13 protein-coding genes and 2 pseudogenes are annotated in these 15,377 nt (G+C 59.9%); 10 read left to right on the forward strand and 5 right to left on the reverse strand.

Annotation, left to right across the window (positions count from 1 at the left end):
* Together A9D60_RS27485 and A9D60_RS17700 are read right to left on the reverse strand one after the other, a co-directional pair.
* A pseudogene (locus tag A9D60_RS27485) lies at positions 1 to 176 on the reverse strand (ISL3 family transposase); the annotation flags it as partial.
* Between the two features lie 205 nt (positions 177 to 381).
* Positions 382 to 1,593 carry an ROK family transcriptional regulator gene (locus A9D60_RS17700; RefSeq protein ID WP_254656728.1) on the reverse strand — a complete coding sequence of 404 codons (1,212 nt, stop codon included), beginning with the start codon at positions 1,591 to 1,593 and terminating at the stop codon, positions 382 to 384.
* Positions 1,594 to 1,775: 182 nt separating this feature from the next.
* Here A9D60_RS17700 and A9D60_RS17705 point away from each other — a divergent pair, with 182 nt between their 5' ends.
* From A9D60_RS17705 to A9D60_RS26885, 10 genes and pseudogenes are all read left to right on the forward strand, one after another.
* A complete protein-coding gene (locus tag A9D60_RS17705; protein WP_065268810.1) occupies positions 1,776 to 2,786 on the forward strand; it encodes a substrate-binding domain-containing protein in 1,011 nt (336 codons plus the stop codon).
* A 115-nt stretch (positions 2,787 to 2,901) separates the two neighbouring features.
* Positions 2,902 to 3,984, forward strand: coding sequence for an ABC transporter permease (locus A9D60_RS17710; RefSeq protein WP_065268811.1), 1,083 nt, complete (start codon positions 2,902 to 2,904; stop codon positions 3,982 to 3,984).
* A complete protein-coding gene (locus tag A9D60_RS17715) occupies positions 3,960 to 4,760 on the forward strand; it encodes an ATP-binding cassette domain-containing protein (RefSeq protein WP_141117963.1) in 801 nt (266 codons plus the stop codon). The genes A9D60_RS17710 and A9D60_RS17715 overlap by 25 nt, the downstream gene beginning before the upstream one ends.
* A gap of 337 nt (positions 4,761 to 5,097) precedes the next feature.
* The gene (locus A9D60_RS17725) at positions 5,098 to 6,024 is read left to right on the forward strand and encodes a carbohydrate kinase family protein (RefSeq protein ID WP_065268814.1); all 927 of its coding nucleotides are present in this window, start codon (positions 5,098 to 5,100) and stop codon (positions 6,022 to 6,024) included.
* Positions 6,025 to 6,196: 172 nt separating this feature from the next.
* Entirely contained in the window at positions 6,197 to 7,648 is a 1,452-nt protein-coding gene (zwf, locus tag A9D60_RS17730) for a glucose-6-phosphate dehydrogenase (protein ID WP_065268815.1), read from the forward strand.
* A 92-nt stretch (positions 7,649 to 7,740) separates the two neighbouring features.
* Positions 7,741 to 9,552, forward strand: a complete 1,812-nt coding sequence (edd, locus tag A9D60_RS17735) for a phosphogluconate dehydratase (RefSeq protein ID WP_065268816.1) — start codon at positions 7,741 to 7,743, stop codon at positions 9,550 to 9,552.
* A gap of 3 nt (positions 9,553 to 9,555) precedes the next feature.
* A complete protein-coding gene (gene eda, locus A9D60_RS17740) occupies positions 9,556 to 10,209 on the forward strand; it encodes a bifunctional 4-hydroxy-2-oxoglutarate aldolase/2-dehydro-3-deoxy-phosphogluconate aldolase (protein ID WP_065268817.1) in 654 nt (217 codons plus the stop codon).
* Complete coding sequence (pgi, locus tag A9D60_RS17745) at positions 10,206 to 11,813, forward strand: glucose-6-phosphate isomerase (RefSeq protein ID WP_065268818.1); 1,608 nt, start codon at positions 10,206 to 10,208, stop codon at positions 11,811 to 11,813. Before eda ends, pgi begins: the two co-directional genes overlap by 4 nt.
* A 65-nt stretch (positions 11,814 to 11,878) precedes the next feature.
* Positions 11,879 to 12,585: pseudogene (locus A9D60_RS17750) on the forward strand (IS6 family transposase).
* Between the two features lie 63 nt (positions 12,586 to 12,648).
* Positions 12,649 to 12,813: a hypothetical protein gene (locus A9D60_RS26885; RefSeq protein ID WP_217492070.1), complete on the forward strand. Its 165-nt coding sequence runs from the start codon at positions 12,649 to 12,651 to the stop codon at positions 12,811 to 12,813.
* Between the two features lie 78 nt (positions 12,814 to 12,891).
* Here A9D60_RS26885 and A9D60_RS17755 read toward each other — a convergent pair whose 3' ends face one another.
* Genes A9D60_RS17755 through A9D60_RS17765 form a run of 3 tightly spaced genes read right to left on the reverse strand, consistent with a single transcriptional unit; the run spans position 12,892 to position 15,377 of the window.
* Positions 12,892 to 13,623: a proteasome-type protease gene (locus tag A9D60_RS17755; protein WP_065268819.1), complete on the reverse strand. Its 732-nt coding sequence runs from the start codon at positions 13,621 to 13,623 to the stop codon at positions 12,892 to 12,894.
* Between the two features lie 11 nt (positions 13,624 to 13,634).
* A complete protein-coding gene (locus tag A9D60_RS17760; protein ID WP_065268820.1) occupies positions 13,635 to 14,432 on the reverse strand; it encodes a transglutaminase family protein in 798 nt (265 codons plus the stop codon).
* Positions 14,433 to 14,435: 3 nt separating this feature from the next.
* Entirely contained in the window at positions 14,436 to 15,377 is a 942-nt protein-coding gene (locus A9D60_RS17765; protein ID WP_065268821.1) for an alpha-E domain-containing protein, read from the reverse strand.

The raw sequence follows: 15,377 nt of genomic DNA on the forward strand, positions 1-15,377 counted from the left end.
GCGGGCCGTCGGCGGTAACTGCTGTGAACATGGCGTGAAGCCGTGCCGCAGCGTGGGCACGCTGCCGCGGCTTTGGCGGAACGCGAGCGGATCCGGACCGTGTTCCCAGTAAGCTCAACCTGGTCAACCTTGAGACCTGCTGGCAGGAAATCCCGTCGTGAAAATTGTGACGCCATCGGCAACCTCCTCCAAAAACTGCCGATATATAGCGCATAGCATGTTGGGCTGCACCAAATCTGCTTCAGAGCCAAAGTTCCATGTCGATTGACACTTTGATGCCTTCATGCGTTTCCGCTCCTCTCCCGGCGAGGGGGCTCCGTGGAAAACTCAAATCAAAATCCAGGGAGGTTTCGGGGGGTCACATTACGCGTGCTAATGAGCTCATATTACTGAAAGACCAGCGTTAGTGTTAAGAAAATACTGCGAAAAGACCGGACTGCTGGCGGCCCCGATTCCACGAGCGTTGTGGCCGACGCTTCCGGCTTCAATCAGGGGTTCGATTACTCCGCGTTTGTCCTGATTTTTTATGTATCTCTTAGTTCTTTCAACTAACTCTTTGCGCACTTCTGAAGGGAAGGCGCCATCAATCAAAATGGCCTCGAAATCAATCACCGAGCAGATTGATAGTGACGCCTTCGAGAGCTCCTGGGCTGTCTGGCCGATCCAAGGCTCTATGTGGCGAGCCAAGCCTCTCCAATCCTGTGGCTGCTGCCAAAGCACAGATGGGTCACACCCGGCTTCCGCCAACCGGGCCTCCAAAAGGTGAATTGAGGCGACGTCGACCAACTGCTGCGTTTCACCGAGAGACCCGCTGCTGCGCATTGATCCCAAGGCTCCAGCGTTGCCCTGATTGCCTTCGAACACTGTTCCATTCAATACCACTCCACCGCCTATGAAGGAGCCAATGAAAAAATATGCGTAATCATGATACTCCTTAACCCTCCCGTAGAGTTGCTCTGCGTGGCAAGCTGCTGTGGCGTCATTAAGTACAAACACAGGTAAGTCACTGAACGCGGACACTTCATTGGCAAAGTCGATGTCTTTCCAGCTGTGAAACTTCTCGGCGGCGCGACCAACGAGGTTATGCCATTTCCATAGTTCAAATGGAGTCCCGATGCCGATGCCGCAAACCCGTTTTCGTAGGTTTGAAGGAATGGTCTTGAGCAGCAACTCCAACCCACCCTTCAGAAATCCGAAAACAGCATCCGGCATCGGGTAATCATAGGTTGTGTGTAGCTGCTCGCGCACTTGGCCGACAAAATCGAGTAGCAACAGATTGGCACTTTTCCGGCCGACTTTTAAGCCAATGGAGAAAACGCCGTCCGGGTTCAACTCAATAGGGATTGACGGCTTCCCTATATTGCCACGTACCGGATCCTTCCGACGTATGAGCCCGTCTGCCTCGAGGTTTTTCAGGATGGTAGACACAGTCGGCTTCGAAAGCCCCGTCCTACGCGCCAAATCGGCCGCCGGAACGGCGCGATAACGCTGCAAAACGGTGAGGATCAGGCGTTCGTTATGGTCGCGGATCCCACGCTGGTTCACACCAGCGCTTTGTCCTTTGATGCTGTGTCCATCCATGCCCTGGACCATAGTAGCTCACCTCCAAGATTAAAAGGTAGCTCAAAAGATTAAGTTAGTAAAGTTTACAAACTAATTGACAGACCCAGCAGAATCGGCGCTATTAGGGATGGACCTGCTTATCTGATGGTTGCAGGCATGGATCGGGGAGGAGCCTTGTCCAGAGATTTAAAAGTCTTTCATGGGAGGAAACTATGAAAACCTTAACGATCAGTTCGGCCTTGGCCTTAACCTTGACTGCAGGGGCGGCATTTGCAGAAACCAACGCCTGCCTGATCACGAAAACCGACACCAACCCTTTCTTTGTGAAGATGAAGGAGGGCGCGGCTGAAGCCGCCGCAGCCAACGGCATTAACTTGTCGACCTTTGCCGGGAAGTATGACGGGGACGTCGCTACCCAGGTTGCTGCTGTCGAAACCTGCATTGCCTCAGGCGCCAAAGGTATCCTGATCACACCGACTGACAGCCGTGCGCTGGTTCCGGTTATCAGCCAGGCCCGCGAAACTGGCGCCCTTGTCATCGCCCTCGACACCCAATTCGAACCCGCGGATGCCGCCGACGCTACATTCGCCACCGACAACTTCAAAGCCGGTGTAATGATTGGCCAGTGGGCCAAGGCCAAGATGGGGGCCGATGCGGCGACTGCAAAGATTGCTCTGCTGGACCTGAACGCTTCGGAGATCTCGGTCGACTATCAGCGCGACAATGGCTTCCTGCATGGTTTCGGAATCGACATAAAAGATCCAACCGATATCGGAGATGAGGATGATCCCCGCATCGTTGGCAACGATGTAACCGATGGATCGCCCGATGGTGGCCGCACAGCGATGGAGAACCTCCTGCAGATCGATCCGGATATCAATCTTGTATACACAATCAACGAGCCAGCTGCGGCGGGTGCATACGAAGCTCTGAAATCTTTTGGCAAGGAAGAAGGTGTCCTGATCGTTTCAGTTGATGGGGGCTGCCCCGGTGTTCGGGACATCGCTGGCGGCGTCATCGGTGCCACGTCGATGCAGTTCCCGCTTCTGATGGCTTCAAAAGGCATAGAAGCGATCAAGGCCTATGCGGAGACGGGTGAGAAGCCGCAGAACAGCGAAGGGTTGGACTTCTACAATACCGGTGTCGAGCTTATCACTGACCAGCCTGTGGACGGTGTCGCCTCGATCTCCTCGGAGGAAGGGCTGAAGAAGTGCTGGGGCTGATCCGAGCCTGAGTTCTTTTCCGGGGTGCGGTTGCGCCCCGGTTAACCTACCACCGTCCTATCAATTTTGACGGAACTTGATGCCGCAGCTACGCTTGTTGGCAGGGGAGAAAGTCATGTCCGATACAACGACAACAGCCCAAAAAGGGCAAGACTTTGAAAAGACCTTGGATCAGAGCGATACCAAAGTTGCCACTTTTGAAGTCAAACACCATACCCTGCTGGAACGCATCCAGCACGTGCTTCACAACAACCCTACTCTAGTCCCTGTGATCGTGCTGCTAGTCAGCCTGAGCGCATTCGGGCTGATCGCCGGCGGCACGTTCTTTTCGGCCTTCAATCTCAGCTTGATCCTGCAGCAGGTGTCGATCATTGGCATACTTGCGGCAGCCCAGTCGCTCATCATTATCACCGCAGGCATTGATCTGTCAGTTGCCGCGATAATGGTTCTAATGTCAGTCGTCATGGGGAACCTGGCCGTGTTCGCCGGTGTTCCTTCCGGTTTTGCTATCCTAATCGGCCTGTTTGGCGGAATTGGCGCTGGCGTGATGAATGGCTGGTTCATTACTAAGGTCAAGCTGCCTCCGTTTATCACCACGCTGGGCACTTGGTCGATTTTCTATGCGCTTCTGCTTTGGATTTCCGGCGCCCAGTCCATCCGTGGCCAGGACATCGACACCGAGGCGCCTTTCTTGAAGTTTTTTGGAGCGGCCTTCAATATCGGCGGCGCCCGGATTACGCTGAGCGCTCTCTTGATGATCGTCGTGTTCATCGCGCTTTGGTACATGCTGAACAAGACGGCCTGGGGGCGCCATGTCTATGCTATCGGTGACGACAAGGACGCCGCTGAGATGTCTGGCATCCGTACCGACCGCACACTGCTTTCAGTATATGGCCTTGCCGGATTTGTCTGCGCCTTGGCAGGTTGGGCCTCCATCGGCCGCGTTGGCTCGATCTCGCCACAATCCTTCTACGAGGGCAACCTCGACTCAATCACCGCTGTTGTTATCGGAGGCATCTCTCTGTTCGGTGGGCGCGGCTCGATCATGGGGGCATTGTTTGGTGCCCTGATCGTGGGTGTTTTCCGCTCCGGTCTCCGCCTCTCAGGTGTCGACGTGCTGTGGCAGGTCTTTGCCATCGGTTGGCTCATCATCATCGCGGTCGCTATCGACCAATGGATCAGAAGGGTATCGGCTTAATGATTACTCCAGTTGTACAAGCCCGCGGAATCGTGAAGCGCTATGGCCATGTGACCGCGATCGACCACTCCGACTTTGAACTGCGCCCGGGCGAAGTCCTGGCCGTCATCGGGGACAACGGCGCTGGTAAATCCTCGATCGTGAAGGCAATTTGCGGCGCAACCATTCCCGACGAAGGTGAAATCCTGATCGAGGGCAAACCGGTCGAGTTCAGCTCGCCAATCGAAGCCCGGGAAATGGGTATCGAGATTGTTTACCAGAACCTCGCGTTGTCACCCGCGCTGTCGATTGCCGACAACATGTTCACCGGCAGGGAAATTCGCAAGAAAGGGTGGCTGGGCAAGTACCTGCGTATGCTCGACAAGCCCGCTATGGAGAAATTCGCCCGTGACAAGCTGACCGAGCTTGGGCTGATGACGGTCCAGTCTATCAAACAGCCCGTTGAAACTCTGTCTGGCGGTCAACGTCAGGGTGTTGCTGTCGCTCGGGCTGCGGCCTTCGCAACAAAGTTCATCATCATGGATGAACCGACAGCAGCGCTTGGGGTCAAGGAAAGCCGCAAGGTGCTGGAACTGATCCAGGATGTACGGGCTCGCGGTATTCCAATCATCTTGATTAGCCACAACATGCCGCATGTGTTCGAAGTTGCCGACCGCATCCACATTCACAGGCTCGGAAAACGTCTTTGCACCATCGATCCCAAGGACTACACAATGTCCGATGCGGTTGCCTTTATGACGGGTGCCAAAGAGCCGCCTGCGGAGGACGCGGCATGAATGTCCGGAACCAAAGCATGGGGGCGCCGCCGGATTACGTTTTTGCAGCGCCCCACAACGGAATGCAAAGATTTTCCGGCAACTCCCGGGCATATGACCCCGATGGCCTAGCCCGGCTGAAAAATGCACATCGAGACTCGAAGCACCTCCTGTTTCAAAGAAGTCTCTCGCCTCGTTTGAACATGCGATTGGGGAGCTTGAAAGGCAGATTGCAGCAACGTCGGCTCCATCATGGCTTTCCTCAGGATCTGGCAAATGAGCAGATGATGCAGCCCGCCCTCGCCAACGCTCACGTGCTGACTGGCACGACTAGCTCGGACTATAAAAGGCCTGTGCAATGATCCTATGCTGTGGAGAAGCGCTGATCGACATGATCCCCGCACCCACTGCGGACGGACCGGACGGGTTTGTGCCTCATCCCGGAGGGGCGGTGTTCAATACAGCAATTGCGTTGGGGCGGCTTGGGGTGCGGGCCGGGATGCTGACCGGCCTGTCTACCGACATGTTGGGGCGGCAGCTGGCCGAGTCGCTGAAGGCCAGTCATGTTGACACGTCGCTGGTGATCCAATCCGGTCGCCCCACCACGCTGGCCTTTGTCCGCCTGGTGGATGGCCATGCCACCTATTGCTTCTTCGACGAGAACTCAGCCGGGCGCATGCTGATGCCTGGGGATATGCCCAAGCTTCCTCAGGAGGTCTCGGCCTTGTTTTTCGGCGGGATCAGCCTGGCCTCTGAACCTTGCGCCGATGCCTATGCCGCGCTGCTGGACCGCGAAGCCACGGATCGCGCAGTGATGATTGACCCGAACATCCGCCCCAGGTTCATCAAGGACATCGCCAGGTACCGCGCGCGGCTGGACCGCATGGTGGCGCAGGCGGATATAGTGAAGGTTTCCGACGAAGACCTGAACTGGCTGCTGCCGGACCCGCTGTCGCTGAGCGAGAAAGTGTCCATCCTTCTGGAACGGGGGCCATCCGTACTGATCCTGACCCGCGGCGGCGAAGGGGCGACCGGGTATCTTGCGAACGGCGGCGAAGTGCGTGTGCCTGCTGTTCGGGCCAAAATATCCGACACCGTCGGGGCCGGCGACACCTTCAATGCGGGCGTTCTTGCCAAACTGTCCGAGCTTGGCCGGCTGACGAAACCGGAGCTGGCTGCTTTGCCGCCTGACGTTCTGCAGCAGGCAATGGAGCATGGTGCGAAAGTGGCGGCGATTACCGTGTCTCGCGCCGGCGCCAACCCGCCCTGGGCCGGAGAGCTGTAAATGCACACTTTCTTGTCCTCTTTTCCGCTTAGGAATGTTAGCGCTACCGGCAAGGTTTCAATTTATGAACCCGCAGCAAAGCCGTCAGGAGAAAACGCCATGACCATCCAGTTCGCCGCCATTGGCCGCAAGCCGCGGACCGGGGCGCCCTTCAAGCGGGTGGGCTAAGCAGATGGTGTCCCGTGTCATCCCCGTCGATCCTTTTGACCTGGTCCTGTTCGGTGCCACCGGCGATCTTGCACGCCGCAAAATCCTGCCTGGCCTATTTCACCGGTTTGCGGTGGGGCAGATGCCGGAAGGGGCACGCATCATCGGCACTGCCCGCTCAGCGATGAACCGGGCGGAATTCACCGAGGCGGTGCATGCCAGCTTGCTGGAATTTGCGCCGCAGGCGGCCAAACAGTCAGCCCTGCTGGAAAAGTTCCTTGCCAGCCTGGAGTACGTTCGTGTCGATGCCGGAGGCGACGACGGTTGGGACACCCTTGCCGAGGCGATCAGGCCGGATGTGGTGCTGGCGTTCTATCTCTCGGTCTCGCCTGCGCTGTTCGGCTCCATCGCGTCCAATCTGAAAAGCCGGGGCATCGCATCGGCGAACAGCCGGGTTGTGGTGGAAAAGCCCTTCGGTCACGATCTCGTGTCGGCGCGGGATTTGAATGCGGATCTGCGCCGCAACTTCGACGAGCATCAGATCTACCGAATCGACCACTATCTGGGCAAAGAAACAGTGCAGAACCTGATGGCGCTGCGCTTTGCCAACGCCCTGTGGGAGCCTTTGTGGAACTCCACTCATGTGGACCATGTGCAAATCACCGTGGCCGAAAGCCTCGGCGTCGAGGGGCGCGGCGAATATTACGACCGCTCCGGTGCGATGCGGGACATGGTGCAGAACCACCTGATGCAGCTCTTGTGCCTGACGGCGATGGAGCCGCCGTCGCGCTTTACCTCCGACGCGGTGCGCGATGAGAAGGTCAAGGTGATCGAGGCGCTGGAACCGGTGGCGCCATCGGACATCGTGCGCGGCCAGTACCGCGCCCAAGGCAGCGCGGGCAGCTACTGCGACCATACCGGCAACCTGCACAGCAGCACCGAAAGCTTCATCGCCATGAAAGTGAATATCGGCAACTGGCGGTGGGCGGGCACGCCGTTCTACCTGCGCACGGGCAAAAAGCTGCGGGCGCGCTGTTCCGAAATTGCGGTGGTGTTCCGCGACCCGCCGCACATGATTTTTCCGGACATGGCCAGGCGGCGCAGCAACGCGATGATCATCCGCCTGCAACCGGATGAAGGCATCACCCTGCGCAACACGATCAAGGAGCCGGGTCCGGGCGGTTTCCGCCTCGCGGAAGTGTCCCTGGACATGACCTTTGCCGAGGCTCTGGGGGAACGCGCTGAACCGCAAGATGCCTACGAACGTCTGATCATGGACGTGATCCGCGGCGACCAGACGCTGTTCATGCGCGGCGACGAGGTAGAGGCTGCCTGGGCCTGGGCCGACCCCATCATTGCCAGCTGGGAGGACTTCGGGCCTGCCCCGTCTCCCTACGATCCGAGAGGGTCTGGCCCCGAGGACGCCCTGATGCTGCTGCACCGCGAGGGCCGGCGGTGGCGCGAGATCGGGGGCTGAGCAATGCATCAGGATTGCAAGTCCCTGGCACCGGCCAAGCCCCACCTCTTTCAAATCGTTTCGCCAATCCGTTTTCCCAAGGGAGCGCACCAATGAGCCAGCTCAATGACACTCTTCTGCGCGTGACCGATCGGATCATTGCCCGCAGCGAAACCACTCGAGCCGCCTATCTGGACCGAATGCACCGGGCCGCGGAAAAGGGCCCGGCCCGCGCCCATCTGTCCTGCAGCGGCCAGGCTCATGCCTATGCCGCTTCCGGTGGCGACAAGGCGCAACTGGTCGAGCGCAAAGCAGGCAACCTCGGCATCGTCACCGCCTACAACGACATGCTTTCGGCCCATCAGCCCTTTGAATATTACCCGGCCCTGATCAAGCAGGCAGCCCGCGAGGCGGGCGGCACCGCGCAGGTGGCGGGCGGGGTGCCTGCCATGTGCGATGGCGTCACCCAGGGGGAGGCGGGCATGGAGCTGAGCCTGTTTTCCCGCGATGTGATCGCGCTGGCAGCCTCGGTTGCGCTCAGCCACGCGACATTCGACGCCGCCGTCTATCTGGGGGTCTGCGACAAGATCGTGCCCGGGCTGGTCATTGCCGCCCAGGCCTTTGGCCATCTTCCCACTGTCTTCCTGCCCGCGGGGCCCATGGCCAGCGGATTGGCCAATGACGAAAAGGCCAAAGTCCGCCAGCAGTTTGCAGCGGGTGAAGTTGACCGGGATACGCTGCTGGCTGCTGAGATGGCCGCCTATCACGGGCCGGGCACCTGCACCTTTTACGGCACAGCCAACACCAACCAAATGCTGATGGAATTCATGGGGCTGCACCTGCCAGGCGCCAGCTTCGTGCCGCCGGACACCGCGCTGCGCGATGCCCTGACCCAGGAAGGCGCCAAACGCGCCTTGTCGCTCAGTGCGCTTGGCAATCACTACACGCCAGTCTGCAGCATTCTTGATGAAAGGGCCTTTGTGAACGGCATCGTCGGGCTGAATGCCACTGGCGGTTCGACCAACCTGCTAATCCACCTGGTTGCCATGGCACGTGCGGGCGGGATCGTGCTCGACTGGCAAGATTTCTCGGATCTCTCCGAAGTCACCCCGCTAATGGCGCGGGTCTATCCCAACGGGCTTGCGGATGTGAACCATTTCCATGCCGCAGGCGGCCTTGGTTACATGATCGGCCGCTTGCTGGAAGCCGGGCAGCTGCATCCGGACACCATGACCGTGGCAGGCGAGGGGCTGGAGAATTACACTCAGGAGCCTGTGCTGGACGATGGCGCTCTGGCCTGGCGCAAGGGTGCGGGCCGCAGTCTGAACGAGGCCATCCTGCGCCCGCCGCACGACCCGTTCCAGCCGACCGGCGGCCTGAAGCGTTTGACCGGCAATCTTGGCACCGCGGTTATGAAGGTTTCTGCCGTGGCGCCTGAACATCAGGTAGTTGAGGCGCCGGTGCGCGTCTTCGCCGATCAGAACGAAGTCAAAGCCGCTTTCAAAGCCGGTGAATTCACCGGGGATGTGATCGTGGTCGTGCGCTTCCAGGGGCCAAAGGCCAACGGCATGCCTGAGCTGCACAGCCTGACGCCGCTGCTGGCGATCCTGCAAGGCCGCGGCCAGAAGGTTGCCCTGGTCACCGATGGCCGCATGTCAGGCGCCTCTGGAAAGGTGCCCGCCGCGATCCATGTCAGCCCCGAAGCCGTCGATGGCGGCGCAATTGCCCGCCTGCAGGATGGGGATCTCCTCCGGGTGGATGCCATGGCCGGAACACTCGAAATCCTCACTCCAGGTGTTCGCGAACGCCCGGCGGCGTCTGCTGACCTGACCGCCAACCAGTCCGGAACCGGCCGCGAGCTGTTCGCAGCCTTCCGCAACTCTGTCAGCGCCGCAACGGACGGCGCCTCCATTTTCGGAGCCTGATCCATGACCTTATCACCCAAAGATGCCTGCCAGCTGACCCGCGAGTTCTGCGGCCTCGCCCCGATAGTGCCGGTGCTGGTTATTGAAGATGCCTCCACGGCCCGCCCGCTGGCCGAAGCGCTGGTCGCGGGAGGGCTCCCCGCCCTGGAAGTCACCCTGCGCACCCCAGACGCGCTGGAGGCGATCCGCGTGATGTCCCAGGTTCCGGGCGGCCATGTCGGCGCCGGCACGCTGATCACGCCGGAGGATGTCCGCGCCGCCAAGGCCGCCGGAGCAGTCTTCGGGGTTTCGCCCGGTGCGACCGATGAGCTTCTGGCTGCCTGCGAGGCGGAACAGCTGCCGCTGCTGCCGGGCGCCGCAACCGCGACCGAGGCCATGCGGTTGCTGGCGCGGGGCTACGGAATGCTCAAGTTTTTTCCTGCGGAGGCGTCAGGCGGCGCCCCGGCTTTGAAGGCCATCGGCGCACCGCTGCCGCAAATCACCTTTTGCCCCACCGGCGGCATCAGTCCCGCAAACGCTGAAAATTATCTGTCCCTCAGCAACGTGCTGTGTGCGGGGGGCAGCTGGGTTGCGCCAAAGGATCTGATTGCGGCCGGGAACTGGGACGGAATTGAATTGCTTGCCAGACAGGCCGCGCAACTGGGGGGAAGCACATGATGGATATCTGGACCAAGCTGCAGGAGAACCACAGCGCGGCAGAAGGGCGGCCGATCATTTCCTTGTTCGACGACTCGCAGCGCTTTGACAGGTTTTCGGTTGAAGCAGACGGGCTGCTGCTGGACTTCTCAAAGACCAGCATCGACGGTGCGGCACTTGATCTGCTGCTGGAACTGGCCGAGATGCGGGACGTTGCCGGCCAGCGCGATGCCATGTTCCGCGGCGAGCGGATCAACCGGTCCGAAGACCGGGCGGTGCTTCATACTGCCCTGCGCGCCGGAGATGATGAGCCGCTGGTGGTTGATGGCGAGGACGTGCGTCCGGGGATAAGGAAAACCCTGCAAGCGATGGAGGATTTTGCCGACGGCATCCGCTCGGGCCGCATCGCAACCGAAGGGGGCGGGGCATTCACCGATGTCGTGAATATCGGCATCGGCGGCTCCGACCTCGGGCCAGTCATGGCCGTCCGGGCGCTGAGCCCCTATCACAACGGACCGCGCTGCCACTTCGTTTCGAACGTCGACGGCGCCCAGATCTCGGACACGCTGCGCAAGCTCGATCCCCGCTCGACGCTGGTCATCATCGCGTCAAAGACCTTCACCACGATTGAGACGATGACCAATGCCGAAACGGCGATCAGCTGGCTGAAGAATGCGCTGGGGGACGCAGCCGTTTCTCATCTGGCCGCCGTATCCACTGCGCTGGACAAGACCGCCGGCATGGGGATCAGCCCAGAGCGTGTTTTTGGCTTTTCCGATTGGGTTGGCGGCCGCTACTCGCTTTGGGGGCCAGTGGGAGTTCCGATCATGCTGGCCATCGGGCCAGCGGAGTTTCGCAACTTTCTGGCGGGTGCCCGGGCGATGGATACACATTGCGTCACCGCACCCGCGCCAGCGAACATGCCGGTTCTCATGGGGCTCGTAGGGATTTGGCACCGCAACATCTGCCGCTATCCGACCCGTGCAATCCTGCCTTACGACCAACGTCTGGCCAAATTGCCCGCCTACCTTCAGCAGCTTGACATGGAGAGCAACGGCAAGCGTGTTTCTAACGACGGGGACCAGTTGGTACGCGGCTCTGGACCCGTTGTTTGGGGCGAAGCGGGAACCAACGGGCAGCATGCGTTTTATCAGCTGTTGCACCAGGGAACCGAAATTATCCCCGCCGAGTTTCTGGTGGCTTCGCGCAGTCATGAACCCAGTCTGCGGGAACACCATGATTTGCTGAAGGCGAATTGCCTGGCCCAATCCGAAGCCCTGATGCTTGGCCGCTCCCTGGAGCAAGCCTTGGAGATTGCTGCAGCGCTTGGCTATACCGGTGACGAGCAGCGCGTCCAAGCGGCATACCGGACCTTTCCAGGCAACCGCCCTTCGATGACGCTGGCCTATCCGCTGCTGACGCCGTACTCTCTCGGCCAGATCATTGCGCTGTATGAACACCGGGTGTTCGTTGAAGGCGCAATTTGGGGGATCAATTCTTTTGATCAATGGGGAGTGGAATTGGGCAAGGAACTGGCCAGCGCCCTGGTGCCAATGATCAAGGGCGCCTCATCTGAGGGCAAAGACCCGTCGACTATCTCCCTGATCCGGAAACTGTCTGCGTGATAACCCTTCGGTTCACCCGGCATTGTCAGGTTGTTGAAATTGGCTCGCCAGAGTAGCCACGCGCCATGCTGAATTTGTCTGATCTTTCCTGGCTCAAGGGGTTTCGTTTGCCGCGTTCGGTCATCGGCTACGCGGATTGGGCCTATCACCGATTTGCGCTCAGCTTGCGTGACGTTGAGGATCTGATGGCATCTCGCGGGATCACGGTTTCCTACGAAACCATCCGGGACTGGGTGGCACGGTTTGGCATTCAATTTGCCGCGAAAATCCGCCGGGACCGGCCATGCCCAGCCAACAAGTGGCATCTCGGCGAGGTTGTGGTACCCATCAAGGGGCGCAAATACTGGCTTTGGCGGGCGGTCGATGCCAATGGTGATGTTCTCGACATTTTGGTCCAGTCCCGGCGCAACAAGGCAGCGGCAGTGCGCTTTTTCCGGAAATTGTTCAAGACCTGGGGCGAACCAAGGGTGGTCGTCACGGACAAGCTACGTTCCTACGGCGCGGCAAAGGCGGACCTGGCGCCAGGCATCGAGCATCGCCAGCACAAGGGGTTGAACAATCGCGCCGAGGCTTCGCAAAGACACACGCGGCGGCGAGAGAAGATCTGGGCCGTTTCAAGGCACCCAGCCAGGCGCAACGGTTCTTGTCAGTTCACGACCAAACCGCCGCCCTGTTTCGCCCCAAACTCCATCGACTTTCAGCCAGATCCTATCGTCACGTCCGCGCCGATGCCTTCAATCTTTGGGCCGTATGCACGGAGGTGTCGGCCTGAAATCAGCGCGCCGACCCACTCCAGCAGCCAACTAAAAATAGCCTGACAATGCCCCTCCCGAAGATGCTGGCTCAAAAATTTTCTTGCAGCCATGGCGGCAAACCGATGCGCCACAAGAGAATTGATCAAGACGTCATCGTCCGCCGCCTCAACCCGGCTGACCAAGAGGAAATTTCCGGCCACTTTCGACGGCTCTATGGCGTTTCCCGGCGCGCACGGTTTCCCTAAACTTAACGGCAAACCCTTTCAGTGGGGCAAGGCCACACACTGTGCGAAAATTCAGCGGTCGATAAGCGAAAACGCGGCCTAGAGCTTGAAGTCAGGCAACTGGTCAAGGGCCGACTTCAACGCATCCCCCCAGCCGTTCGAGATATTCTCAAAATACTCGTCATCCGCCTCAAACCGCATCTGACGCCCCGCCTGCAGGCTGTCTTCGTCGTACAGGTGCAAGTCCAGCGGCGCGCCGACCCCGAGATTCGCCTTGATGGTCGAGTCAAAACTCACCAGCAACAGTTTCACCGCTTCCGGGAAGGACAACTGCGCGTCGAAAGCCCTGACCAGGATCGGGCGGCCGTATTTGGTTTCGCCAATCTGGAAGAAGGGGGTGTCCTCCCCCGCTTCGATGAAGTTGCCTTCAGGGTAGATCAGGAACAGCCGGGACTTGCCGCCCTTGATCTGGCCGCCGAGTATCAGCGTTGCATGAAAGGCACTGTCGGCCTGCTGGCCGCCGCGGGCATGGCCCTCGATAACATCTTTGAGAGCCGCCGCGACGATCCGGGCGGCCTGGAACATGGTCGGCGCTTCCAGGATCGACGGGGCACGGTCGGCATGGGCCTTCGTGCGTTCTTCTAGCAAACTGACCACCGCCTGGGTGGTGGCCAGGTTGCCCGCTGTCAGCAGCGTGATGGTACGGTCGCCGGGCACGTTCCAGCTGAACATTTTGCCGAACTTGGAAATGTTGTCGACCCCGGCGTTGGTCCGCGTGTCCGACATGAACACAAGGCCCCGGCTGAGCCGCATCCCGACAGCATACGTCATGATTGTTCCCGTTACTGCTGAGCGACTTCCAGCTGGACCTTGAGAGCCTCGTCCGCCGCGCCAATCCGGCTGCCTATTACCGGAGCAGCCTGGGCATAGTCCAGCCCCGTGGCGACCCGGACATAGCGCCCGTCTGGGGAGATCCCGTTGGAAACGTCAAAGCCAACCCAGCCTAGGCCCTCGATGTGGGCCTCCGCCCAGGCGTGCGTGGCGTCCTGCAGCTCGGTTCCGTCCATCATCAGGTAACCGGAGACATAACGCGCGGGAACACCCATCGCCCGGGCGCAGCTGACGAATACATGGCTGTGATCCTGGCAGACGCCGCTTCCCCCTGCAATGGCCTCCTCGGCGCTCCAATCCGGATGCGATGCACCGGGCTCATAGGCGATCCGGCCGCGGATCAGCGCGGAAAGGGCGTGCAGCTGTTCCAATGGATCGCCCTCCGGCACGGCGCGGAGGATCTGCCGGACGCCCTTGCCAGCCTTTGTCCGCCCGGTCTCGCGCTGGAACAGCCACAAGGGGGCCGGGCCTTCATGCGGCCCGGTCACCCCATGAGTGTCCTGCACCTCCACCACACCTTCCGAGATAAGTTCGATGCTAGTGGTGTTGGGGGTGAAACTGATCAGCTCCACCGTATTGCGATGAAAATCCTCGAAGCTCAGCTCCTTCTGCCCGCCGCGGACCGTGGTCTCCCATGACAGAACCTGCTGGTTGCGGAAGGATTTGGGCGTCTTGCGCAGCTGCTGGAGCCCGAAAGGCACTGGCGCGTCGAAGTCATAGCGGGTTTTGTGTTTGATCCTGAGCTGCATGTCTTACTCGTAAAAGCGGTAGTCGATTTCGATCTGGCGACTGAGACTGCTCAGATCGGCCAGAACTTCCTCGATGTATTCGTGTAAACCGTGATCGAAGATGCCCGCGATGGTCTGTTCGGCGAATTTTCTATAGAGGACTTCCGCCATTTGCGCAGCTGGCACTTCTGCCCCATAGTCCTTGGCCAGATAGCCGAGGTTTTCACGCAGTTTGCGGCAGCAGAAGCTGAGGCTGCGCGGCATGCGCTCATCAAGGATGAGGAATTCGGCAATCTCAGCCGGCCCCGTCTTCTGGCCACGGGTCATGCGGTAACCGCCGCCGGCCCCGACTGAACGCAGGATGATTTCCCACTGCACATTGTCGAGGGACGAGCCGACCGAAAAGGCCGTCGGCAGCAGAACGTAATACTTCACATCGAGGATGCGCCCCATATTGTCAGCGCGTTCAATGAAGGTGCCCATACGCAGGAAGTCATAGATATCGGTCCGCATCATGCTGCCGAGGTTTGCGCCGCGAACAAGCGCCGTGCGCTCGCGCACCAGCTCCAGGACTGCGGGCAGGTCCCGTTCGCCGACCCGCCGCTGCAGCTTGTCTTCAACCCGCATCCACGCGGCGTTGACCGCACTCCAGACCTCATAGGTCAGCGCCGTGCGCACAAGCCGGGCATTATCGCGCGCCTGTTTGATCACTGACCGGACCGACGACGGGTTGTCGGGATCCCGCAGCAGCCAGTCGATCGCGTTGTCTTTCGTGACGTCACCGTATTTCTCCATATAACCCTGCAGCGCGCTTGCGGTCTGCAGCACCGGCCCCCATTCCTCATCAGTGGCAGTGGAGCGCGTCAGCGCCATCCGCTGCCCGGTTTCCAGCAGCCGGGCCGTGTTTTCCGCGCGCTCCAGGTAGCGAGCCATCCAGAACAGCCCTCCGGCAGTTTTTCCCAGCAT

The sequence above is a fragment of the Leisingera sp. JC1 genome, assembly GCF_001679925.1.
Taxonomy (GTDB): domain Bacteria; phylum Pseudomonadota; class Alphaproteobacteria; order Rhodobacterales; family Rhodobacteraceae; genus Leisingera.

Coding starts and splice junctions, on each gene's coding strand:
- A9D60_RS17700 (WP_254656728.1), bottom strand. CDS start 1,593: ATGGTCCAGGGCATGGATGGACACAGCATCAAAGGACAAAGCGCTGGT.
- A9D60_RS17705 (WP_065268810.1), top strand. CDS start 1,776: ATGAAAACCTTAACGATCAGTTCGGCCTTGGCCTTAACCTTGACTGCA.
- A9D60_RS17710 (WP_065268811.1), top strand. CDS start 2,902: ATGTCCGATACAACGACAACAGCCCAAAAAGGGCAAGACTTTGAAAAG.
- A9D60_RS17715 (WP_141117963.1), top strand. CDS start 3,960: ATGGATCAGAAGGGTATCGGCTTAATGATTACTCCAGTTGTACAAGCC.
- A9D60_RS17725 (WP_065268814.1), top strand. CDS start 5,098: ATGATCCTATGCTGTGGAGAAGCGCTGATCGACATGATCCCCGCACCC.
- zwf (WP_065268815.1), top strand. CDS start 6,197: ATGGTGTCCCGTGTCATCCCCGTCGATCCTTTTGACCTGGTCCTGTTC.
- edd (WP_065268816.1), top strand. CDS start 7,741: ATGAGCCAGCTCAATGACACTCTTCTGCGCGTGACCGATCGGATCATT.
- eda (WP_065268817.1), top strand. CDS start 9,556: ATGACCTTATCACCCAAAGATGCCTGCCAGCTGACCCGCGAGTTCTGC.
- pgi (WP_065268818.1), top strand. CDS start 10,206: ATGATGGATATCTGGACCAAGCTGCAGGAGAACCACAGCGCGGCAGAA.
- A9D60_RS26885 (WP_217492070.1), top strand. CDS start 12,649: ATGCTGGCTCAAAAATTTTCTTGCAGCCATGGCGGCAAACCGATGCGC.
- A9D60_RS17755 (WP_065268819.1), bottom strand. CDS start 13,623: ATGACGTATGCTGTCGGGATGCGGCTCAGCCGGGGCCTTGTGTTCATG.
- A9D60_RS17760 (WP_065268820.1), bottom strand. CDS start 14,432: ATGCAGCTCAGGATCAAACACAAAACCCGCTATGACTTCGACGCGCCA.
- A9D60_RS17765 (WP_065268821.1), bottom strand. CDS start 15,377: ATGCTGGGAAAAACTGCCGGAGGGCTGTTCTGGATGGCTCGCTACCTG.